Origin of the sequence: Nodosilinea sp. LEGE 07298 (assembly GCF_015207265.1) — a bacterium.
Classification (GTDB): Bacteria; Cyanobacteriota; Cyanobacteriia; order Phormidesmidales; family Phormidesmidaceae; genus Nodosilinea.
Genome location: NZ_JADEXE010000012.1, coordinates 31,859 through 54,837, shown reverse-complemented (window position 1 = coordinate 54,837; position 22,979 = coordinate 31,859). Strand labels below are relative to the sequence as shown.

The following is a 22,979-nucleotide window of genomic DNA, read 5'->3' as shown; positions in this document are numbered from 1 at the left end:
GCCCTAGAGCTAGTCTCCCCCAGCGACAACCCCACCACCGTCCGCGCCAAAATGCAGGAATACCTCGACAGTGGCCTTCGCCTCGGCTGGCTCATCAACCCCCAAGACAAACAAGTCGAGATCTACCGCCCCCAACAGCCCCCCCAAATCTTGTCTGCCCCTGCCATCATCTCTGGTGAGTCAATTTTACCCAGCTTTACCCTCCAGCTCAGCTGGCTGTGGCGATGAGGGCGATCGCCCTCCGCCGAAAACGACAGCTTTACTCTAAATTCATTCATTAAAGATTTTCCGTACTTTGGCGGTTGCGACATAAGACCCTGGGGAAACATGGGTATACGTTCTACGCACGCGCAAGGAAGACCCATGTCTGCCATTCAGTCCGACGTTGTTGCCACCGCCAAGCAGGGGAATCCCAAGGCGATCGCCGCTCTTATGAGTCATTCCCTCAAGCCCAAAGGCATCGAGGTTAAAGCTTTCACAAAGGGCGATCGCCTCAATATTTTTCTGGAATCAGCCGAGGTTCCTCCTCAACAGGCATTGGTCAGCTTTACTAAAAAAGGTATTGAAGGGCTAGGGCGTGTTTTAAAACCTTTTGGCATAATGGTAGCAGTACAAGTGAACTTTTAACTGCGATGATTCTTCCACCTCAGCCAGCCCCTCGTCGGGGTGAAATGAGCGAAAAACAGTGGAACCAGATTAAACCCCTGCTACCACCGCAAAAAGCTCACACGGGCCGACCTGCCATAAACCATCGCCTGATCATCAATGGCATCTTGTGGATTTTGCGCACGGGTGCGCCATGGCGAGACTTGCCGAAGCGCTATGGGGTTTGGTCAACTGTTGCCGGGCGGTTTTACCACTGGCGCAAGGTCGGCGTGTGGCAACAGGTGCTCACAGCCCTTCAGGCGAAAGCCGATGCCGAGGGCAAGCTCAATTGGGATGTTCATTTTGTCGATGGCAGTGTCATCCGTGCCCACCAGCATGCCGCTGGAGCAAAAAGGGGGACCTAGAGCCAGATCCGGACCTCTCTGCGGTTCAACAGGTGCAAATCCGGGAGGCCTTAGGACGTTCCCAAGGGGGCTTTAGCACCAAACTGCATCTGCGCTGTGAGGGGAACGGCTTACCGATGACCTTTCTGCTGACCGTCGGTGAGCGTCATGAGGCCGTCGTGTTTGAACAATTGATGGAGCAAGGGGCGGTGAAACGTCCTCACGGGGGACGACCGCGCTTACGTCCCAAGCGGGTCAGTGGGGACAAAGCCTACAGCAGTGGCTCCATTCGCCGCTATTTGCGACGGCGGGGGATTCGGGTGACCATTCCTCGCAAAAGCAATGAACGACGTCGAGGTACGTTTGACAAGGCTCTATACCGCCAGCGCAATCAGGTTGAGCGGTGTTTCAATCGCTTGAAGCAATACCGCCGCATCGCAACTCGCTATGAGAAAAAGGCTGAAAACTACCTGGCCATGCTAACTCTAGCCTCCATTATGATGTGGGCTTAGTTTTAAAACACGCCCTAGCTATTCAAACTATTAAAGCCGTCAGAGTTCATGGTAGGCAGATGGGTAGCGACTTACCCGACTGGGCTGAGGAATTTAAGCTAAGTACCTATATCGAGCCAGAAGTTGACGAGAGCGAAGCGATCGTCGTGGCTTCAACAATCGTCAATCCGGTTCAAAAAAGCCAGATCACCAAAGTTACACCCAGCCGAGTTGCGGTTGTCCCTAGCCAGCCAAATAATCGACTTGTTCTATGGGTTTCAGTGATTGCCAGTAGCGTAGTAGCAGTCGCGCTGCTCAGCCTGGGGGGACTAACCTTTTGGATTCGATCGACTCAGAGTAGTGCGATCGCCCAGGCTCAGGACTTGATTAAAGATGTTGGCAAAGCTGAAAATCCTGGAGATATTCAAGTCCTCAAAACTGATCAAGAAAACTTGCAGGAGGCAGCCAATATTTTAGACACAGCCCCTAAAGTCCCACTTTTGAGCATCGCCGCCCTCTCTACTGAAGCTGACAACATCCAAGCCCAGTTGTCAGATGTCAATGAAGGAATTGAAGCCTATGAAGCACTCATTCCAGAAATTGAGGATGTCCTAGACCAGTTTGCAGCGTTAGACTCTGCCCTAGATGTCGGCATGAGCTATCGGGACTATGGAACTGAGGTACGCGGCTTAAAGGTTGCATTAGACAAACTAGGGAGACAACCTGGCGCTGAAGAACATCTTGTTTACCAAGATTTAGACCAGGCTTACAAACATTATGAGTTTGCCTATAATGTCTGGAACTACTACATTGAATCTGATGAGCGCCATAGCTTCTTTTCAGCTAGCTCTACCTACGGCACAGTTCTAGTCTTAGTGGTGCAGAAAACTCCTGAAACCCTTGTTAATAAAGGATTCTCAACGAGACAGCGGATTTGGGATTTCTCGACGAACGGAACGAAGGCAATGGGTTTCAGCCGCTATTTTGACCGTCTGGGCCATCCACCATGAGACTCGAAAAAGTTTTCTGCACCACTAAGCAGTTCTAGTTAGCACTTATAAAGTAGAACCAACAGATATTGTAGGGAATCAGAAAATCTACTTGGATACAGCTCTGTCAACAGTCTGGAGCTCTGCCAGTCAAAAAGTAGAAGATGCCCAAACCAAGCTTTAGCGCCTAGCAATGCCTGATTCTAGTCAGCGGTTACAGGCCAAAGCATCCCTCAACCATAGCCCCCATGCTCAACCCCATCGTCTACACAGAGAAAGTCGTCAGCGACTTTCTCCGCTATCAGCTCACTGCCTATCCCTTTGCCGATACCAACCTCTACGAGCAGATGCGCAATCTGCTCAACTTAGAGACCACCCGCTCTACCCCCTTGCTCAAAGGCCCCTACATCAGCCTCAGCCGGGTCTTCCAGCAGGGAGACACCGTAGACGACCTGATCCACGAGGGCATCTTCCACCCCTTCATGAAACAGCTGATCCCGTATCCCTCCGTCTACGGGCATCAAGAGACCGCTGTTCGCGCCATCCACCAGGGCAAAACCACCCTCGTCTCCACCGGAACCGGCTCTGGCAAAACCGAGTGCTTTCTCTATCCCATCATTAGCCACTGCCTCAACCTCCGTGACCAAGGCGCACCCCAGGGCATTACCGCCGTCATCGTCTACCCCATGAACGCCCTGGCCGAAGACCAGCTAGGCCGCCTGCGGGGACTATTGGCAGGCACCGGCATCACCTTCGGCATGTACGTTGGCAAGACTCCAGAGAAAACCTCCCAAGCCTCCGGCCTGCGCCTCAAACCCGGAGCCTCCAGAGCCGACTACGAAGCCGCCACCGCCCGAGCCCAGCGAGAAAAACGCCCGGAGCCCGTCTTCCCCGCCGAAGAGCGTGTCTCCCGCGAAGAAATGCGCGAAAAGCCTCCCCGCATCCTACTCACCAACGTCAAACAGTTAGAGCTGCTGCTCACCCGCCAGCGAGACATCTCCCTCTTCGACAACGCCTCCCTAGACTTTCTCGTCTTCGACGAAGCCCACACCTTCAGCGGCGCAAACGGGGCTGAAACTGCCTGCCTGATCCGCCGCCTGCGCACCTTTTGTGGCAAAACTCCCGCCGAGACCGTCTGCATTGCCACCTCGGCCACCATTGCCGACCCCAAAACCAGCGAAGGCTTTAACGTCGCCCAGTCCTTTGCCTCCCGCTTCTTTGGCATCGCTAAAGACCAGGTTGCCCTAGTCGGCGAGCAATATCAAGACGATGTGTGGTCGCCCCAGCGCCAACTGCCCCGGCCGCTCACCGCAGACCCCGCCACCTTGCTGCAATACGTCCTCGCCGCCGTTGAAAAAGAAGAGGCAGGCCCCTCCGTTAGCCACATCTACCGCCAAATTACTGGCGTCAGCCTCGACCCCCACCAGTGGGAAGACCAACTCTACGATGCCCTAGCCGCCAACGAGCTGGTCTACCAACTCACCGTCGCCCTCAACCATCCCCGCCACCTTACCGACCTGCTGCACCAGCTTGAGACCATCATTGGTCGCCCCATCACCGAAGAAGAAGTGCTAATCTGGCTGGCCCTGGGGGCCGCCTCTCGCAAAGACGGGCGGCCCCTGCTGCGCCCCGTGGTTCACGGCTTTGTACGCGGCGTTGGCGGTGCTGTGGTCACCTTCCCCAAAGACCAAGATCGCCCCAAGCTGTGGCTCTCCGCCGAAGATACGGTGGGTACCAACCAGGACGATCTGTATCGGCTGCCAGTGTTGACCTGCAACACCTGCGGACAGCACTACTTTTCTCACTGGGTTGCCGACTTTAAGCTCACCGACAAACATCCCTCCGGTGGCCAAGCCCACGGCGATATCACTCTCTGGGAACCCCTAGCCGCAGAACTAGAGGGCGATCGCCTGCTTTTAGTTGATCGCCTAATCACCCAAGACGACACCGACGAAGACACTACACCCCGTAACCATCCTCGTTCAACTTCCCCCATTCATTTTTGTCGAGCCTGCGGTACCCTCCACTCCGAATCTGCCGATCGCTGCGGCAGCTGTGGCCGTAAGGGCAAATTAGTGCCGCTGCTGGCCGTGCGCCAAAACCCCAAACATCCCGGCATGCTCACTTCCTGTGTGGCCTGCCAATCCTCAGGTCGCAGCGCCTTTGGCCGCTATCGCGAACCGGCTCGCCCTATCCGGGCCACCACTGTCTCCGACGTGCATGTGCTGGCGCAGAACATGCTTCACCATGCCGAGCGCCGACGGTTGCTGGTCTTTGCCGACAACCGCCAAGATGCAGCCTTCCAGGCCGGTTGGATGCAAGACCACGCCCGCCGCTATCGCCTGCGTAGCCTGATGTACGACCAGATGAGCACAGGCTCTATCTCCATCGGTGACCTGACCGCCCGCCTTGATGTACTGCTCGATGGCGATGACGACCTCAGCCGCTCCCTGATTCCAGAAGTGTGGCGAGTCCACCGCAAAGAGGCCGAAGGGCTAAAACATGCTGAAGAGCGCAAGCGCTTTTTAAGAATCCAGGTGCTGCGCGAAATTACCACCGGGGTGAAACAGCGTATTGGCCTAGAACCCTGGGGTCGCCTTCGCATTGAGTATCGCGGCTTAACCGCCGACCTGCCGTTCATCCGACATTGGGCACCGCGTCTGGGGGTGCCCGCCGAAGATCTGGTGCAGGGCATTGCGGCTCTGCTCGACAACAACCGTCGCAACAACATCCTGCTCGATCGCGAAGGTCAAATTTTTTCTAAAAAATGGAAAGAGGGCGACTTTGAAATCCAGCGAGGCTACATGCCCATTTTGGCCGGAGTTCCCAGGGGGCTAAAGCTTACTCGCGATGCCGGAGATACTCCCTCCCGCGTGCAGCAGTGGCTCAGCCCCAAGGGAGACACAGTGCCCCGGCAGGCAGCCCGCAGTTGGGGCGTTGCCCCAGAGGATATGGACGTATTCTTTCAAGAACTTTGGTACTGCCTCAAGGATGAACTAAAACTCTTAGTGCCGACCGTCTTAAAAAATGCTTGGAAGCAAACCCTCAAAGGCTGCGAAGGGGTGTACCAAATCGATGCCGATAAGCTGCGTATTGCCCCTGGCAATGGGGTCTACCGCTGCAACATCTGTCGCCGAGCTCACCCACGCCCAGCCCCTCGCATGGCCTGTATCGCCTGGCGCTGTAATGGCACCATCGCCTTTGAGCCCGAGAGCGCTGATGACTATGACCTGCGCGTGTTAGACGAGCAGTTTGAAATGCTGCGGCCCGAAGAACACTCGGCCCAGGTACCCCACGAAACCCGCGATCGCATTGAGCGCATTTTCAAAGGCGACAGCGAATTGATCAACGCCCTGGTCTGTACCCCCACCCTCGAAATGGGCATCGATATTGGCTCCCTAGATTCTGTCCTTATGCGCAACGTACCGCCGCTCCCCGCTAACTACTGGCAGCGAGCGGGTCGAGCCGGTCGTCGCCACCGTATGGCCGTCAACCTCACCTATGCCCGAGGGGCCAGCCACGATCGCTCCTATTTTGCCGATCCCCTGCGCCTGTTGGATGGGCTGATCGAGCCCCCCAAGCTTAATCTCCGCAATACCCTGATGGTGGGTAAGCACGTGCGGGCAGCGGTGCTGACCACGCTGCACCAGATGGCCCGCACCGGCCACGGCATTCCCCAGGGCGATCGCGACGAAATTCAATCCGTCCTAGAGACCTGCTTCCCCGGCCAGGTCAAAAACTACCTGTTTGATGACAGCGGCTTTGTGCGTTCTGAGCCCCTGGATGTCAGCAGCCTGACTGGGCTGATTCAGAAACATGCGATCGCCCTGTATGGGCATGTCGATCAAGCCTTTGCTAAAGCCTGGCCCGAGAGCGACGCCATGGCCGTTAAGGAAGCTGAGCTAAAGCACCACATTGCCACTATGGGCGATGAGCTAGCCAAAGTCATTTTGACCCTGTGGAAGCGCCTACAGTGGGCTATGGGTCAGCTTCGGCGGCTCAGTGACGAACGCATCCTCAAGGGGGCACTCGATCCGGAAGATGATGCGCTGTTTCGCCGCTGCGATCGCCTGGTCAAACGTCTCAAAGGGCAAACCTTTAGAAAAGGTAGCGATGCCGAAGGAGTTGACGACACCATCACCTACAGCGTTCTCGCCGCCGAGAGCTTTCTCCCCGGCTACGGGCTTGATGGTGGACACATCCAGGGGACAGCCCAGATGCCCCGCAGCATCACCTGGATGTCAGACTTTGACCTGCCTCGGCCCCCCAGTGTGGCCCTGCGCGAATACGTCCCCGGCAATTTAATCTATGCCAACGGCCAGCGCTTCGTGCCCCGCTACTTCCACCTAGAGCCCGAAGACCCCACCTACTTCCAGGTCGATGTTGCCAGCGAAGCCATCAAAGAAATCGGCAGTGGGCAACAGCTCTCGTCCAGCTTGTCTTCAGCTTCTATCAAAGCTGTCCCCATGTGCGACGTGGATCTGTCCCACCAGTCAAACATTTCCGACGACGAAGACAACCGCTTCCAGATGCCGGTTACCATCCTGGGCTACGAGCAAGGGCGTCACAGCGGCGGCCTCGCCTTTCAGTGGAAAGACCAATCGGTTCAACTCCGCCGAGGAGTTCACCTGCGACTGGTCAACGTTGGCCCCGCTAACCTAGTGCGAACTGGAGACCTAGGCTACACCGTCTGTCTGGTCTGTGGTCGCAGCCGTTCCCCCTTCACGTCTGAGCAAGACCTAAATCTCTTCAAAGAGGATCACGAAAATCGCTGTCGCACCAAAATTGAGCCTGTTGGTTTCTTTGCCGATGTCATTGCCGATGCCTTCAGTCTCCAAGACTGCGAAAACCGCGAAGTAGCCTACAGCATCATGGAAGCCATTCGCCACGGAGCCAGCAACGTTCTAGAAATGGAGCTAGAAGATCTTCAAATCCTCACCATTGGCCATCCCGGCAGTGAACGGGTAGACGTGTTGCTCTACGACCCTATGCCGGGCGGTTCTGGTCTGCTAGAGCAATTGCTGACCAAGTGGACAGGGGTGGTTGAAGCGGCCATCTCAGTGCTCAGCGATTGCAAATCTCGCTGCCAGGCTGCTTGTATCGACTGCCTGTTTAATTTCCGCAATGCCTACTACCACAGGCACCTCAACCGGCATACGGCGCTGAAAAAATTGCTGGAGTGGGAAGACATTCTCACTAGAAGTCACACCATTCCAGCCAACCTGCCCAGGAATGAAGAAGACGATGAGCACCGTCCGGTCAACCATGCTGAAGCCCGGCTCCAGACCATGCTGAGGCGAGCTGGGTTTCCTGACCCCATCCCCCAGCACAGCATTGACCTGGGCAAGCCCTTGGGCACTACCACCCCAGACTTCTTCTACCCCGATCCCACCGACATTAAAGAAGGAGTCTGTATCTATCTCGATGGTATGAGCCGATCTCTCCACGGCAATGCTGAGCGCCAGGCCAAAGACCAAGCCATTCGCGACGAGCTGAGTAATGAAGGCTACGAAGTGATTGCTATCCCCGCAGGCGATTTAGAGGATCGCGATCGGATGGCTAAATATTTCTTCCGCCTGGGCAGACTTTTACTAGACAGGCCCAGGGCCGATGCCATTCGCAATTCGTCGGATTGGTTCGTTACCCAACCGGAAGTGCCTAACCCTGCTGAGCCCCCCTCAGCCGGTTCAGACAATACCGACTTTCAAGAGACCCTTGAACTCTTTGAGCCAGACTGGCGATCCCTGATCAAAGCCCTGGCCCAGCACGGTGATATCCAAGTCGATGGCGGCAGTGATGTGGAAGTCAACGGTCAAGTCGTGGGTGCCTACACCGCCCAAGTCTATCGAGGGATCACTCTCATTTACCTGGTCGATGCCAGAGCAGACGACGTGGACGATCTCCAAGCGGCTTTAACCGCCCAGGGTAAATCAGTGCTCGCCATTAACCCCACTAGCCCTCAGGCCATCGAAACCATCCTCCAGGCGCTGTAGGCCACCCTATGAATGTACTGATCTGTAAGTCGCTATTTCAATCCTTGGTGAGCTTGAGTGGAGCAGAAGTCAAACGGGCTAACGACTTTATTCTCAAATTTCAGGACAACCCGGCTCAACCCAGCCTCAGTTTGGAGCGCCTTACCAAAATCAAAAACGATAACCTCTGGTCAGCACGCATTACCCAAGATCTGAGAGCAATCGTCTATAAAGATGGCGATACCTGGGCGTTGCTCCATGCCGGGCACCACGACGATGCCTACCACTGGGCCAGCAACCGCAAGGTCGAGTTTAATGACAAAACAGGAGCCCTACAGATCGTCGAAGTCGTTGAGTCCGTCGAAGAAATTGTCCCCAGGCGAGCATCTTGGCAGGTTGGCCTATTTGATGCCTATGAAGACGATTACTTGCTGAGCTTAGGGTTGCCCAACGACTGGCTGCCCGTGCTGCGGCAGCTGATCACCGCCGATGACCTGCTCAGCATCATCGAAAGACTTCCCGAAGAAGTCTCAGAACGACTGCTGCAACTGGCCTCAGGGGAATTGGTGGCTCCCCCGGTTGCGCCCACATCCAAGACTGTGGCTGACAATGCCGACACCCAGCGTCGCTTTATTACCGTCAAAAGCCAGGGCGAACTGGAGAAAATGCTTCAGGCCCCGCTAGCTACCTGGATTGGTTTTCTCCATCCCTCCCAGCGGCGGCTTGTGACCGGTAATTTCAATGGCCCTGTCAAAGTGACAGGTTCTGCAGGCACGGGCAAAACCGTCGTCGCCCTCCATCGCGCCCGGCACCTAGCCCGCCAAGGCAAAAAGCTACTCTTAACGACCTTCGTTAACACCCTGTGCGACAACCTCAAGCACAACCTCCAACTCCTCTGCACTCCAGAAGAGTTGGACAATATCACGGTCACCTCCATAGCCAGCCAAGCCAGTTCAGTTTTGGGCAAAGCAAAACAAGGCTGTCGCACCGTCGGCGATAGCGACATCAAACCGCTCCTCGAACTCTACAGCTCGCCCACCTGCCCTCTAGACATTGCGTCCCTCTGGCAAGAGTGGCGTTTAGTCATTCAACCCCACGGCATTCTGACCTGGGATGAATATCGCTCCGTTAGCCGAAAAGGACGTGGCACTCCCCTCACCGTGCGCGATCGTCGCCAGGTGTGGCAAGTGCTCGAAAAAGTCTTGGCCCACCTCGACAATGAGCACAAAGCCGATTGGGGTCACTACTTTCGCCGCGCCAGCGACGTTCTAGCCCATGGTTTAGTCAGCCAGGGCTTTGACGCCGTTATTGTCGATGAAGTCCAAGACCTCCGCCCCCAAGAGCTCAAGTTCCTTGCCAGCCTAGCTGGAGATGGCCCCAACCGCTTCATGATGGTAGGCGATGGGGGGCAGCGTATCTATCAAGGCAAATTCTCTCTCAAGTCTCTGGGTGTCAACGTTCAAGGGCGATCGCGCACGCTCAAGATCAACTACCGCACCACCGAGCAAATTCGTCGCTTTGCCGACCGCATTACCGACCTAGAAAGCGATGACTTAGACGGTAGCCGCGAAACCCGCAAGGGCACCGTGAGTTTACTTCAAGGCCCAGAACCTGTTCTCACCGCCTTTGACAGCCCCGAGCAGCAAGCCCAATTCGTTGCCAAAGAAATTCAAAACCTGACCGAGCGAGGGCTTTTGCTATCTGAAATCGGCATATTTGCTAGAACTCGCTATCTTCTATCCCCAGTTCAAGAGCATTTACAGAGCCTACAGATCCCTTACATTAACCTAAACAGTCAAGACAACGAGTCAGGTCTCGCCGTTCGCCTCGGCACCATGCATCGTGCCAAAGGCCTAGAGTTCAAAGCGGTATTCGCCATCGATTTGTCACATAACATTCTGCCGCTCCCGAAAGCTCTTTCGGAAGCATCCGATGATGAGGCCAAGGCAGAATCTATCGAACTAGAACGACATCTGCTCTACGTCACCATCACCCGCGCCCGCGATTTCGCCTATCTCTGCTGGCAGGGAAGTCCTACACAGTTCCTTGTACTTCATATTTAAAGTCTGGCTTTCCCAACAGATTATGGTCTGCCCTTGACGTCCTGGGAAATACTAAGTTATTCATTGTTTAGTTCCCACTCCTCTGGGTTGGTCGCCTGGGAGAGTGAAGCGGTCGCAAGACCGAGATAAGGAGGACCACCCAATATGACTACCCAAGATCGGGGTGCCAAGATTCAGGCACCTTCAGCTCGCCCATCTGTCGATCTGGCTAAGCTCCTAGAGCTGCTGGCCGATTCAATTGTTACCGAACAGGATCCATCTCAGGATTCCGACCCTAGAAAGCGATCGCTGTTTCTCTTCAGCGCCGACCCAGCAACAAACAAGACCCGTCTGCGGGTTTGTACCTCAGCGGTCTTGCTTAGGCTTTTCTCCCACCCCAAGTTCAAAGACGCCTTCAAGCCCTCGGATACAGGCGGTTTTGTCCAAGATTTCAATGCGCCTCCCTTTGGCCTCAGGGCCAAGCTGGGCGGAGAGCTGCCCGAGGGCAACCCAGCCAAGCTACCGGGGCACCTCGACAAAATGATCGCGGCTATCGATCAGGCTCTGGACGCTGCTCTACCCGATGAGTCTGACCTGCCCAAGCTGTTGCTAGATCGCCCGGCCCAGCAGCTTCAAACCCTGGCCTCCTCTGTAGGAGCCATTTTCAAAAATCAGGTTTACCAGGCTAATCTTCAGCCCCTGGCGTTTGACTCCAGCGATCGCAACCGTTCTGCGGCAGTCGCCAAGGTTTTGGTGGCGGTCGAACAGGTCGAGGCCGATAACTGCTTTGGCCGCATGAAAGAAGCGATCGCATCTCGCCTTGAGCAGCGCGGTTTTGACGAAGATGATATCGGCGATGCCATCGACAGCCTGGAGGCTGAACGCGATCGCGCCGATAGCCAAATTACGCGATTCCTCAATTTTCTAGACGACGCAGCGCTGTCCCGCGTGCGGCTAAACGTCACCTTCAGAATCATGGAGACCATTGCCGAGCAGGCACGCAGCAGTACCCAGCGCGATAATCAATACCTGGTGGAGTATATTGACAGGGCTCTAGCGCTGGTGGAAACGGTCAAAGCGGATGGCCTATCTGTTGACCTGACCGCCCATTACGGTCAGAATGCTGAGTTTGACCTGGCCACCTACCTAAACCAAGCCACCTTCTACACATGCCTAGCAGTATGGCCCGAATGGAAAACTCAAATTTTTGAGGAGAAGGTCAGCAGTAAAGACAGCTATGGTGTGCAGCGAGGAGTCAGCTATCGCTTCCGCATCAATGGCAATAATCCTGAAAAAGGGAAACTGGCCTTTGATGCTCGCCTAGACTTTATCAGCGAAACTCTTCTGGCGGAAGACCCGCTTAGCGTGTCGCCCTACAGCCTGTGCCGACGCCTGGCTGAGCTAATTGTGCTGGATGCCGTCATCCCTAAACTCTCTGGAGAAGCTCAGGAGATTTCGGCGACAACAATTACCCAGACTCTCCAGACACGCCTGGCGACCTTAATGGCTGAAGGCAGATCCGGTATTCAAGCTTTGATTCAAGACCTTAGCGATCGCACTGGAGCCATACAGGCCGTTTCACGGGCGCTGGTTAAGTTGCTGCAAGACAAGGGTAATAAGATTGTGGCCCAGGCCCAGCGCCGCACAGCGCAGCAATTTATTTGCGTGAAACAGGGCGTTGTCGCCTGGAGCCGGATGGAAGGGGCTGAACGAGGGGTTAAAGACCTGTTGGTGAGTGCCTCAAATCAGAACCAGGAGTCAGTGGAGTGGTTTAACCACATCGAAATTTCTGATACTCCCGATGTGCCTCAACTGCTGTTTTCTCTCAAAGTCACCACCGAACTGACAGAGCACAACCTGGTACCCAAGGGCGGAGACCCCCAAGTCATGCAGGCCCAGCGCTTGTTTCCGGGGCAGCTACTTCAGGTCGTCTGGGTACCTTGCGAGTCGGGTAAATACCCATCCAGTCAAAACCCGTTCTATCAACCCACTAAAGAGGCTCAGAAAGCTAATGCATGGGCGCTGTCGTCGGCAGTGCTAGTGGAGTATGAGTTGCGCACCCTAGCCCGTCGAGAGGGAAAGCAAAAAGGACAAGCCGATACCCAACAGTGGCATGCTGCCGCGATCGCTGCCTTTCCTCTATTAATTTACTGCTGCCTATGGCGCATCATTCAGCGATTGCGCGAGGGTGCAGCTGAGTCGCCGACAGACTTTACAACCCTAATGTTGCGCCTTCAGCAGACTGGCAAAAACAGCGACAGCGAAGGCGAAGCCTACGTCTATGGAGCTGCCCAGTCCATAGAGGCACTACTGGCCCAAGATGGCCCAGTCCGCATGCAGGGAATTACCCTAGATAACTTGGCCTCTGATTCAGCACGGTATGTTAAGTCTGGCGCGTTTGATGCCCTGGTCAGCGCTTTTCCCCTGGCACTGACTACCCCATCTCAACCCCAGGTCGAGAAAATCGGTCTGATCTCCTACTCTACGCGCCCCTGCGACGAAGCCCCCACCCTAAACGGCGACAACAGAAGTCACCTATTCTTTACCCAGAGCTATGTTGCCTCAGCGATCGCCCAACCCTTTTCCGGGTACGAGCTAAAGCCAGAGCGCACCCAATCTGACATTGTCAGATCCGAAGAGGAGATGCAGAACCAGCGCATCGTTCGAGAAGAAATCGGGCATCTTCGGCAGCTCGGCTGCAAGCACATCATTTTGCTGTCCCATGCCTATGGGGGGCGTCATCTCAACCGCATTGCCGACCACAACTCGCCTTTGACCCCAGTCACTTTTCTCGAAGAGGTCTTTCAGTCGTTTCCAGACCTGACCCTTTACCCCCTACTGCGAGATGTTTTTCCCGCTACCCGCCTGCGCAAGCGGGGTCGCGAGGAAGCCGCCTTTGAAATTTTGAAAGCTGGAGACCACGTCAACTTTCTCCGCAATCCCGCCATGGATCGGGTGCGAGACATCATTCCGGTCTACACCTTTGCCACGCTGCACGTTATCGATGAAGAAAAACGGCCCCAGTCGGGCTTCTGTGTGTACTTCTTGGTGTCTGACCAGCGGGTGAGTAACATTACCTGGACAGAGCGTGCCCGCCAGCATCTGCTTGACCCAGAGGGCGATTCCCCCATCCATCCCTGTCTCACAGCGGTACTGCGGGGGTTGCACTTTATTGAAGCTGAGCGAGGGGTAAAAGGTGGACAGCTCATCCCAGTGTTAGATCCCTTTCGATGGATCTCCCCCGCGACTCGGGAAGCTGCCGGAGAAGTCGAGATTTTGCACTCCCGCCGCCGAGGCCTAGTTCATCTCAGCTACCCCGCCCTCCTAACCCATGTGTCGCAGACCCTGCATCGGAGGCAACCGTAATGGAAACTGACTTTCTGTTGCAGGCCTCGACCTGGGGCCGCGTGTTCGAGATCGCAGTTCAGCGCGGCGTAATTGCCTACCTAGTCCAGCAAGATCTGCTGTCCTTAGGGCATCCATCCCTAGAAGGATGGCGAGAGTATAAGGTTGCAGATGTGACCCAGGGTGTTGTCCGGGATCTCCACATCACCGACCAAAATGTTAGAGAGTGGGTAGAGTCCAACATTCGGCATCTGTTGGTCTATGGCTATGGGCTGGGGTGGAGCACCATGCGTGAATACCTAAAGCGCAATGCCCCCAAACATTACCAAATCGAGGCTATCTGGGCTCCTCTGTCGCTGCCTGGGGTTGAAGAATCCTACGACGAAGAGATTGAGAAAACTGCCTTTGCCTTTAAGCAGGCATTTAAGCTACCTGGCCCCGCCGATATTGCGTTACTACAGCGTGGTCAACCTGGCCGAGCCGATTTTTTGCTGTGGTTAAAGGCTGCTGAGGCCTCAAATCGACGCAGAAGTAAGCGACCCGAGAATGTCATCCTTTGTCTTGAGTTTTCTTACAACGCGCCCCCTAAGCTGGCAGATTTTAGAACCGAGGAGCCCCACTGTAACGAAGTTCGCCGCTATGCTCGCTACATTGAGTCGCGTGGCGTATTCGCCCGAGTCTGTGCCGAGGTTGAAGGCAGTGGGCTAGAGATCAGCCAACAGCTGTCGGGGCACCTGGTGGCCTTTAGCGGCAGCGATAAGCCTCTCTTCAAACTCTGCCAGGCTTCCTCCTACACCGAACGGCTGGTCAACCTGTTAGTAAAGCAGGAACGTCTAACCAAAGGGTGTCGAGCTAGCGCGATCGCCGTTACCTCCAACGGGCTAGAAAGCGTAACCGCCGAGTTTGACGACGGTGTCCAGGGGAGCGATCCTCGCATTCAGCTTATGGCATCCCTAGGGGAAGCTTACCGCAAGGCCCACAAACTAAAGGATGGTGCCCGTGATGATCTGGATAAAGAAATTCGGATTGTGTTCAATAAGCTGGTGCGATCGCTCCCGTCAGACTTTAGAAAACACGCCAAAACCATCGGTGACGTCCCCGACCTAGGCAGTTCGCTGCACCTGTCTCTTTCAGAAACGGTCAAAGACTTCTATACCCCGATGCAGGCGCTATCGGTAGAGGATGCTCTCTCTTCCCTGGAGTCCACAGAGGCCCTGGAGGATTTTTTCGACGGTGCCCCCCAACCGGCCATTACCACCGCGCTCAAACAGCGTCTGTCTTCAACCGGTGAGGTTACCCTCAGAGATGCCCACGCCGCTGCGGTGGTAGCCGGACTTACAGCAGCGCAACCGGGCAGGCTGAATGTGATTGCGCTAGAGGGGAATCCAGGTATCGGCAAGACCACTGCGGTCACCCAATTTTTAGCCCAGCAAAATGAAGGCTATTGCTTTCTCTATGTCAGCCCCCGAGTCGTCATCAACCGTGATGTGACCGCCAAACTCGCCCACAATGACGAGGGCCAGCCGAGCGGCATTTTAACCCTAACCTCAAACGCAAGGCTGATCAGCTCAGCGGCTCCGTGGTACGAGCAAAAGATTTACACTCCAGGTAGCAAAAAACTGCAAATTGACAGCGCTGTCGTTGCAGACGGCGTCGCTGAACTAAAGCATCCCGTCTGCAACACCTTATTTGTCACGCCCCAGGAAGAGCAGGAGATTGACACCGAAATTGTCGCCTCAAGGCGGTATAAGCGTGCTCGCACCGAGCGAGAAGACAGCATGCAGTCAAAAACGCGCCCAGGGGTTTTGAGGACACTCGCGATCGCGGCCCGCAAGTTGCTCGATGTAAATCCCAAGGTCAACCGGCTGGTGCTGACCGCTGCCATCCAGGGGTATCGCTCCCTCAGGAACCAGACAACCATCGACGCCCTCAGCCAGTTGTTTACCAAAAAAGCCAACACCACCGCAGGCAAGCAGGAGCGGCGAAACTTTGCCAAAAACATTCCGACTGTTATCGCCATGGTCGATGAGGTAGCCGGTGATGGGGCTGGGGCGCTCTTCTGCCATGGGCTAGCAGAATGGCTCACCCAGCAGTTCATCGAACCCTTTGAAGGAGAGCACTGTCCCTTTCGGGTAGTGCTGATCATTTCGGATGCTTCGTTAAGTAACGAAGTGGTGCTCAACAGCTATCTAAACTCTGGCGACCGTGCCCCGGATAAGGTGTTGATTAGCCCAACCGCTGGCAGCAGTGCGTTTCGTGTCACCGGCACAACCCTGAAAGTTGGGTCAGGTCTGCATCCCACCCTGCACATTATGACCAACAGTTATCCGGCGTCTACCCTCGATATCAACTACAGCATTCGGTTAGCGTCTATTACCCCAGGCCTTACCAGTGATGGGCAGCCTCAGTTCATCCGCCAGGCCGTGCGCGAGCAGTCTGCCGATGAGTTGCTCAGAAATGCTCAGATCGAAATCGAAGCTGCGCTGAATCAGGGGGCTGAACAAATTATCTTTTTTGCCCAAGATAAAGCCTTCTTGAGACAACTGCGGCAAAACCTAACGGCAGGCGAAGCGCCGCCGCTCACCCCCGATGATGTAAAAATCTTGGATCAAAGCGTGCGAGAAGACCAGCGCCTCAAGTTGGTTCAAGAGCCTCAGCGCGACCAAGTCCGTGTCTTTCTAATGACATCCTCCGGGGCTAGGGGAGTCTCTTTCCCAAAAACTGATTGGATCATTGCCTCCATTCCCCGATTCAACATCGAAGCGGCCCTTATGGAGGTAGCCCAACTCGTCTATCGAGGTCGTGGCTTATACACCGATGCCGTAACAGGCAAAAAGGTATCAGGCGACCATAAGGCCCGCCGTCTGGTGATGCTCATCAACGACTTCATAATTGTAGACGGCTCCGAAGACCGCGATCGCCGTTGGCTACGGCAGTCAACTGACCTACTGACACTGCTGTTGATGCTACGCTCCACCATCCATACCCGCATCAAAGGAGACGCCGGGCTTCAGCGACAGCGCATTGCCTTTGTGCCAGTGGGGTTTGTCGGCGATGAAGAATTGCTCAGCCTTATGTCTGATGACCTCCGAGACTTTCTGCGGGAGGCTCAGGTGTTTCTGTGCGATGACCACACCCAAGACGATAAAGCCTTGGTAAGAAAAGCCCAGCAGCTGGTGGAAGGGCTTTTTGCCCACTTTAACCTAAAGGGATTTTCTCCAGAGGTAGGCATAGCCTCCTATGTGGACTACACCGCCATTGAAGCCCTGGCCAAAACTATCTCACGCCCCACCAGTCGATTACTAGGAGCGCTTACCGATGAAAGCTTAACCATTCCCCAGGAGCTGACCTGTGTCGGCCCCTTCTGGATAGAAGACTGGCGCGGGAGAACATCCGAAGAGAGATTTAGTTTCGAGACCTGGCGTACCGATGTTGATCAGGGCAGCCTCAGTTTGCTGGGGCTGCTAAACTCTATTGCTGACAACATTAGCTTTCCACCTAAGCTGCGGCAACCTGCCAAAGAGCTTCACCGACTGCTCATTCGAGAGAAAAAAACACCGGTCAGAGAATACTCGACCTTACAAGACACTAAGACCGATAACATTGTGGTTGCTCTACCGCTAGACTATCCCCATTTCTGGAAAGCACAGCCCGAAGATGGTGGCAGGAAAAAACTACTAGAAGACCCAGTGACCTGGCGCGATGCCCTAGGAACTGCATTGACATCCCAGGGACTGGTTATGCCAGTTTTGCCTATTTATCAAGAGTTCCCCTGGGCAGCTGTTGTTGGTCAACGAACTATCAGCCAGCTAGAAACCGTATTTGACAACCGATATTTCATGGCATCCAGCGAGCTTAACTTGCTAAACACAATCCTGCTAGAAGACAACGATGAAGCTGGCTAGAGAATTGGGATAATTCATGCCTTTCATGCAGTTTTGTTGGCTTGGGAATATCGCCACAGAGTGACAGTCTCTTACCTACTTGACGTGAGGTTTAGAGAAATATTTCACCAGCATCCTCATCAATTCGCCCGGTTGACATTGCAGCGGCCTTTCAGGCGTAGGAGTTGGCATGAAGTCAGTCCATTCAAAGATTTCAGCAAATCCGCAAACATGCATCTGCTGGAGCATTGCCTGAATCGCCTCCCTTGCACCGCCATCGGGCACTCCTATTAATCCGCGTCTGCATCCATCAACCCCTGATACTGCTCTGGCAGGGCTCCTTCGCGCCAGAGCTTTTCCATAATGGCATCGCGCAACCACGCCGTCCGGTTCTCCTTCTCCCGCATCAGCCTGTCAATATCCTCCGGCAACCTGACACAGAGGGGCCGCTCCGCCATGGCCACCTCGCCCTGCTGCTGGAAGCGAGTCAAATAATCTCTGCGGGGAGCCTCATCACTCATGACCGAAAAACTCCACAGTTGGGGGGTTGAATTCACCCCGAGTATACGAGGCATCAGGCTTCCTCCGCTATCGATCAGTGGGGCTTATCGCTTTGCCAATTTTTTCCTGAAATCGATCAGAAACTCTCATCGAAAATCCTGTAAAACCCCCTTCCTAGAATCTATATCCCGCGTATACACGGGATATAATAAAAGAGGAAGGGAATTGAACAGGACGCCGGAGCCACAAAGTACGGGGAACCTGCTGATACCGCAGCCGCCGGAGCTGATTCCGATGTCCCCCACGACTGAAAACTGACCAAGTCCAACTTTCACTTGCATACGGTGATGCCCCGGAGCGCTACCAACGACCACCGGGGCACTGCCGGATTCACTTTCATTTTGGGAGAAATGACCGTGTTACCTGCATTCACTGATTCTATCCAAACCGAGCAGGCCGAGCAGGCCGAGGCCGCCTACGCCGAGCGCTACCTCGATGGCAGCACCGATGCTGCCATGGGTCGCCTGCCGGAATATGCCCACGACGCTTATCTGGAAGGCTATGTCGCCAAGCTCAAAGAGTTGCCCAAAGACCCAATCGGGCGGCTCATCCACTACACACCCAGGCAGCACTTCGCCTTTGGCTATGTGGACGGTCCCAAGCCTTGCATCTGCGACAACGAGTTCTAGACCGATTCATTCCTATTTACCGGGGTAGAGCTAGGGCTTTGCCCCCTTCACTTCATTTTTCCAAGGAGACTTCCCATGACTACGTCAACGACCGTGACCGCCGCTGCTCAAAACGGCCACAATCCCCACGCTGCTGAAACGCTGGCTCCTGTGCCCCAGCACGACGAGTTTGATACCGCTGACTACGAGGAAGGGCGCGAATCCTTGCCCTACCTGCAAATGCTGAATTATCAAGACCCCAACCAGGCAGGCTTCTTCATCACCGCTGAGAATATGGAGGCCTCTTTCTTTGTCCCTAACGAAGACTGGTCGCTGCACACCGCCACCTTTCAGCGGGGAGAAACCGCTGAAGGCTATCGCTCTTTGCTGGCCCGACTGCTGATTCTGGGCAAGTCCAAGCTGCTGATGTATAACCGCGAAAGCGGCGAGTTCATCAGTGACTTTCAAAAGTCCACCTACGACCGCACCATCCACTTGCTGAAGCAGCGCTATCTGGTCTACCTGATCACCAAAGATAAGCAGCTGATGCACGACTCCCCGCTGATGCTGACCACAAAGGGTTCCTTCTGCGGTAGCTTTGGCGATACCGTGCGGGCGTTCCACAGCGATATGAGCAAGGCTTACGGAGCGGCGACGGGAGCGAAGCGGCCACGGGGCGATCGCTTCATGGCGCTTTCGGTGCTGGCGGTGCGCGTGGAGCCAGCACTCAAGGGCAAGGAGAAAAAGTCCTGGGTCTGTTCCGTAGCGGGTTACGGGCAGCCTACCGCCGAGAATTGGAAGTCCTATTTTGTGGGCTACGACGAGGCGATCAAAGAGCGCATCTTGCGTGACTTCGAGTCCTGGGCTGATTTCGGCAAGGGCGCGATGACCACTCCTGCCCAAAGCCCATCGGATGAACCCGCCTTTGGCTACGACGACTTCTAGAACTGATGTTCACAGCCCGGAGACCTTTCTTCGGGCTGTTTTCTTAATCCCCCTCAGAGGACTTCACCATGCCACTGCCCTACGAAGACGACCTCAAAGCTCTGATTGGTGGTCAGGTGCGCCACGCGGCCCTGAGCCAGGATGGCTACCCTTACCTGATCATCACCAAGACCGACGAATCCCGCGTTTTCTACGTTATTGCCCAGTGTGATGCCGAGGGCAATGGCCCTGGGTTTCTACAACTGAACGAACAGCAAGACCGCGTCGCCTAGTATCCATAACTCCCCTCACGACTCTTCATTCGGGGTCAATCATGCTATCCCCCAAAACCTGGTATGCCCTGGCGTTTGTTCTTGAGCCAGGGCTGTTTTTGTTCAAGCAACTGGTGCTTCGCCGCTACCTCCATATCCTGAACTGGGGCATGGGGGTGGAGAGCACCGCGATTCTGCTGCGCTGGCTGCTGGAGCCGGAGCATCGACCGTGCGCCAATCTCTCAGACCTGGTGGTGCTCACAGCCCAAACGGGTGATGAGATGCCCTACACCCAAACCCTCTGTGAAACGTACCTGTTTCCTCTGCTGCGACAGCACCGGGTTCGCGTGGTGCAGGTGGCCAAAGCCTCTGCCAGCAAGCGCGACGGTTACGTAGTTCTCTCTGACACCCGAACGCCGGAGACGCTGCATATTGAGGGTTATTTCAAGCTGAGTCAAAACCTGCTGCTCTCCGGCACAGTGCCGCGATTGGGACGGCCCCACATCTGCGCCCAGCGGTGGAAAGGGGAAGTGCTCGATGCCTGGTTAGCTGATCACATCGACGATGCTTTTGGCCCCTATCTGGGCTACAACTGCGAAGAGTCGAAGCGCGTGGCCAAGTCAGATGGCTATAGCTGCCGGGGCTTTGACTACATCTATCCCCTGGTGGAATGGGGCTGGAGCCGAGACGATTGCCTTCAGTATCTTTACCGCCAGTGGGGCATCTGGTTCGCAAAATCCGCCTGTAGCTTTTGCCCGTTTCAGGACTGTGGCACGGCGGTCGAGCGGTTTCAGCGAGACCCTGAAGCCGCCGCTCAAGCCCTGCTGATGGAGCAAAATGCCCTGGCCCACAATCCCCGGATGCATCTGTTTTCCTCGGGAACCGCCTACGACCTAGTGGTTCGCAATAACCTCCAGGCCGTCCTGAAGCGCTACGAACAACGGCTGGCCCAAGAAACCTGGGCGCTGTATCACGTCTACCGGATTTACCGACAGCTGCCGGTCAAAGACAAGCCGGGGAAGTTTCGCGTCGATGCCGATCGCTACAACTGTGTGGTGACAACGGGCGACCACACCTACATCGACTCCTGCCTGAGCGAACTGGCTCAGCGCTACGGCAAACCCGTAATTGAGCAGCACGGTCAACGTTTCTACGTCCACAAGCGCATTGAGAAGCAGTATCCCGCCTGGGAAGAGTTCTTTGTTGCCACCATTCACCAGGCCGAGGACAAGTGCCGCAACCTGAGTAAGTTTCGCGAACGCTGGTATGCCTTAACCGGCGACACCATTGAGCTGAAGTTCGGAGAATCCCTCCAGCTTTCGCTTCTGTAAACCCGTTCAATCTTTGCCACCGCCCCTGATGACACCCATCGGGGGCTTTTCTTTTGGAGATGTTCTATGTCATCTACACCGATTGAAGCCGCCCCTACCCGAGACTTTAACGTTTCTGCGTTGATTGATCGCCTGGGCAACTTCTCCGATACCTACTTTGATGCCGCCTGGATGCATCTGAGTGTGGAGGAAGCCGAAGCGCTGGCGGCGTTGCTGATTCATCAATTGGCGCGATCGCTCTCTGGCAAGCTGCTTGCGACCTATCTCCATGCCCTGCGTTCTGGAGAGAGCCTTGATCTGCCCCCGATCAAAATCCGGGTTCGCCATCCCATGCGGTGTCTACCGGTCAATTTCCCTGAGGCAGCGCCGTTGCCGGTGTTTCTGTACGGCGACCCTGTTCGCTGGACTGCCGATACCCTGACGACCGGCACCGTCATCGGTCGCTACTTTGCCTATGCTCATCACCGGGGCTGCTGGGCCTGGAACTACCTGGTTTGGCTGAGTGATCCCACCGGACAGGTACTGGCCGATAGCGCCTGGGAAGATGACCTGGAGACAATGCCATGACTCGCCCCTTGACTGATCGGGAATTGGAATTGATTCAGCTTTACACCCAGTGCCGCTTGGGCCTCTCGCCCAGGGCGTTCTACAGCAAATGGGGCGTTAGCTACGAAGTCATTGCGGCTATTTGCTCGCGCTCTCCGGTCACAGTACGACGCTGGTTTAAGCAAGGCCCGGAGTATCGCTCGCCCCAGGCGAGTGATCTGTGGCATCTAGCGCTAATGGACTTCCTGCTGGAGCACTTCGAGACGATGCCGACTGACCTGCTGCAACTGCTGTGCCCAGATCTGTCGAGTTCAGAACCAGAACACCCTGGTGGAACCAGCATATAAGTCTGCCTTTTTCAAGATCCATTGGATCTGTCTTTTCAAAAATCCTCTACGTAGGGTGAGCGAATGATCCTGAATCGCTCACCTCAACGCCCATGCCATCGAGGTTTTACATCATGCTTCAACCATGTCAGACTGGCCCAGAAGGTCACCGAGTCGCCGCCGAGATTCAGCGCATTCAGAGCGCCCTTCATCAAGTTGGCTTTCGCACACGCAAACAGCCCAAGCAGCCCATTTGGGCGATTACGGCCACGGATGCTCAAAGCTACCGGCTCAGCTTTCAGCCCGTCCCTATTAGTGGCTGGGTGCTGCATCCCATCGATGAGAGTCCGGTGAGACAGCAAATCACCGAAATTGTCCAGTCGGTGCTGGCTCCAGAGCGGCTGTCCTGGCGACAGGTTCTAGCCTCAGACGCCGAGCTGCATCCTGATTGTCGGCCCTGGGCGATCGTGATGATTCGAGACGCCGTGCAGCGATCGGTCATTACTCGCTTTCGGAACCGGCAGGATGCGGATGACCACCTCAGGGCCATGCGGCGACATATTCCGCAGGGGGTCTTTGAGGTGATGTTTGATCTGTCTGAGGAGCCTGTCCAGCTCAAGATGTCTCGATGAGCTTGGCCGCTAATCCTGTGGAATTGAGATTCAATAGAGGTAGTCCTTTGCGGCGCTTAAGAGACAA

The 22,979-nt window shown here is 55.3% G+C and carries 16 protein-coding genes; 15 read left to right on the top strand and 1 reads right to left on the bottom strand.

Annotated features, from left to right (window positions below; translation table 11 throughout):
- The 8 genes from IQ273_RS03180 to IQ273_RS03145 all read left to right on the top strand — a co-directional run.
- On the top strand, window positions 1-228 hold a 228-nt coding region (locus tag IQ273_RS03180), incomplete at its 5' end, for a Uma2 family endonuclease (protein ID WP_194021726.1).
- 135 nt (window positions 229-363) lie between these two features.
- Complete coding sequence (locus IQ273_RS03175; RefSeq protein ID WP_194021725.1) at window positions 364-627, top strand: hypothetical protein; 264 nt, start codon at window positions 364-366, stop codon at window positions 625-627.
- A gap of 5 nt (window positions 628-632) precedes the next feature.
- Window positions 633-1,501, top strand: a protein-coding gene (locus IQ273_RS03170; RefSeq protein ID WP_397196927.1) for an IS5 family transposase whose coding sequence is annotated in 2 segments (ribosomal slippage) — window positions 633-1,007 and window positions 1,010-1,501 — 867 coding nt in all. Because the reading frame shifts where the segments join, the coding sequence is not laid out codon by codon here.
- A gap of 59 nt (window positions 1,502-1,560) precedes the next feature.
- A complete protein-coding gene (locus IQ273_RS03165; protein ID WP_228052263.1) occupies window positions 1,561-2,490 on the top strand; it encodes a hypothetical protein in 930 nt (309 codons plus the stop codon).
- Between the two features lie 227 nt (window positions 2,491-2,717).
- Window positions 2,718-8,462 (top strand): DEAD/DEAH box helicase, encoded by a 5,745-nt coding sequence (locus IQ273_RS03160; RefSeq protein WP_194021723.1) that lies wholly within the window; start codon window positions 2,718-2,720, stop codon window positions 8,460-8,462.
- 8 nt (window positions 8,463-8,470) lie between these two features.
- Window positions 8,471-10,504 (top strand): 3'-5' exonuclease, encoded by a 2,034-nt coding sequence (locus tag IQ273_RS03155; protein ID WP_194021722.1) that lies wholly within the window; start codon window positions 8,471-8,473, stop codon window positions 10,502-10,504.
- Window positions 10,505-10,648: 144 nt separating this feature from the next.
- Window positions 10,649-13,849 (top strand): hypothetical protein, encoded by a 3,201-nt coding sequence (locus IQ273_RS03150; RefSeq protein WP_194021721.1) that lies wholly within the window; start codon window positions 10,649-10,651, stop codon window positions 13,847-13,849.
- Window positions 13,849-17,733, top strand: coding sequence for a helicase (locus tag IQ273_RS03145; protein WP_194021720.1), 3,885 nt, complete (start codon window positions 13,849-13,851; stop codon window positions 17,731-17,733). The genes IQ273_RS03150 and IQ273_RS03145 overlap by 1 nt, the downstream gene beginning before the upstream one ends.
- A 269-nt stretch (window positions 17,734-18,002) precedes the next feature.
- Here the strand turns inward: IQ273_RS03145 and IQ273_RS03140 are convergent, their stop codons facing one another.
- Window positions 18,003-18,287, bottom strand: a complete 285-nt coding sequence (locus IQ273_RS03140; protein WP_228052262.1) for a hypothetical protein — start codon at window positions 18,285-18,287, stop codon at window positions 18,003-18,005.
- Window positions 18,288-18,560: 273 nt separating this feature from the next.
- Between IQ273_RS03140 and IQ273_RS03135 the strand changes: the two genes are divergently transcribed.
- The 7 genes from IQ273_RS03135 (at window position 18,561) to IQ273_RS03105 (ending at window position 22,912) form a co-directional block, all read left to right on the top strand.
- Window positions 18,561-18,902: a hypothetical protein gene (locus tag IQ273_RS03135; protein WP_194021719.1), complete on the top strand. Its 342-nt coding sequence runs from the start codon at window positions 18,561-18,563 to the stop codon at window positions 18,900-18,902.
- Between the two features lie 75 nt (window positions 18,903-18,977).
- Complete coding sequence (locus tag IQ273_RS03130; protein ID WP_194021718.1) at window positions 18,978-19,826, top strand: DUF5895 domain-containing protein; 849 nt, start codon at window positions 18,978-18,980, stop codon at window positions 19,824-19,826.
- A 68-nt stretch (window positions 19,827-19,894) separates the two neighbouring features.
- Window positions 19,895-20,098, top strand: coding sequence for a hypothetical protein (locus IQ273_RS03125; protein WP_194021717.1), 204 nt, complete (start codon window positions 19,895-19,897; stop codon window positions 20,096-20,098).
- A gap of 41 nt (window positions 20,099-20,139) precedes the next feature.
- Window positions 20,140-21,408, top strand: a complete 1,269-nt coding sequence (locus tag IQ273_RS03120) for a hypothetical protein (protein WP_194021716.1) — start codon at window positions 20,140-20,142, stop codon at window positions 21,406-21,408.
- A 66-nt stretch (window positions 21,409-21,474) separates the two neighbouring features.
- On the top strand, window positions 21,475-21,975 hold the full coding sequence (locus tag IQ273_RS03115; protein ID WP_194021715.1) for a hypothetical protein: 501 nt from the start codon (window positions 21,475-21,477) through the stop codon (window positions 21,973-21,975).
- Window positions 21,972-22,301: a helix-turn-helix domain-containing protein gene (locus IQ273_RS03110; RefSeq protein WP_194021714.1), complete on the top strand. Its 330-nt coding sequence runs from the start codon at window positions 21,972-21,974 to the stop codon at window positions 22,299-22,301. Before IQ273_RS03115 ends, IQ273_RS03110 begins: the two co-directional genes overlap by 4 nt.
- 113 nt (window positions 22,302-22,414) lie before the next feature.
- Window positions 22,415-22,912: a hypothetical protein gene (locus IQ273_RS03105; protein ID WP_194021713.1), complete on the top strand. Its 498-nt coding sequence runs from the start codon at window positions 22,415-22,417 to the stop codon at window positions 22,910-22,912.
- Window positions 22,913-22,979 lie beyond the last annotated feature (67 nt).

Excerpts from the sequence above, each read along its gene's own strand:
- IQ273_RS03175 (WP_194021725.1), top strand. The coding sequence starts at position 364 with ATGTCTGCCATTCAGTCCGACGTTGTTGCCACCGCCAAGCAGGGGAAT.
- IQ273_RS03165 (WP_228052263.1), top strand. The coding sequence starts at position 1,561 with ATGGGTAGCGACTTACCCGACTGGGCTGAGGAATTTAAGCTAAGTACC.
- IQ273_RS03160 (WP_194021723.1), top strand. The coding sequence starts at position 2,718 with ATGCTCAACCCCATCGTCTACACAGAGAAAGTCGTCAGCGACTTTCTC.
- IQ273_RS03155 (WP_194021722.1), top strand. The coding sequence starts at position 8,471 with ATGAATGTACTGATCTGTAAGTCGCTATTTCAATCCTTGGTGAGCTTG.
- IQ273_RS03150 (WP_194021721.1), top strand. The coding sequence starts at position 10,649 with ATGACTACCCAAGATCGGGGTGCCAAGATTCAGGCACCTTCAGCTCGC.
- IQ273_RS03145 (WP_194021720.1), top strand. The coding sequence starts at position 13,849 with ATGGAAACTGACTTTCTGTTGCAGGCCTCGACCTGGGGCCGCGTGTTC.
- IQ273_RS03140 (WP_228052262.1), bottom strand. The coding sequence starts at position 18,287 with ATGCCTCGTATACTCGGGGTGAATTCAACCCCCCAACTGTGGAGTTTT.
- IQ273_RS03135 (WP_194021719.1), top strand. The coding sequence starts at position 18,561 with ATGCCCCGGAGCGCTACCAACGACCACCGGGGCACTGCCGGATTCACT.
- IQ273_RS03130 (WP_194021718.1), top strand. The coding sequence starts at position 18,978 with ATGACTACGTCAACGACCGTGACCGCCGCTGCTCAAAACGGCCACAAT.
- IQ273_RS03125 (WP_194021717.1), top strand. The coding sequence starts at position 19,895 with ATGCCACTGCCCTACGAAGACGACCTCAAAGCTCTGATTGGTGGTCAG.
- IQ273_RS03120 (WP_194021716.1), top strand. The coding sequence starts at position 20,140 with ATGCTATCCCCCAAAACCTGGTATGCCCTGGCGTTTGTTCTTGAGCCA.
- IQ273_RS03115 (WP_194021715.1), top strand. The coding sequence starts at position 21,475 with ATGTCATCTACACCGATTGAAGCCGCCCCTACCCGAGACTTTAACGTT.
- IQ273_RS03110 (WP_194021714.1), top strand. The coding sequence starts at position 21,972 with ATGACTCGCCCCTTGACTGATCGGGAATTGGAATTGATTCAGCTTTAC.
- IQ273_RS03105 (WP_194021713.1), top strand. The coding sequence starts at position 22,415 with ATGCTTCAACCATGTCAGACTGGCCCAGAAGGTCACCGAGTCGCCGCC.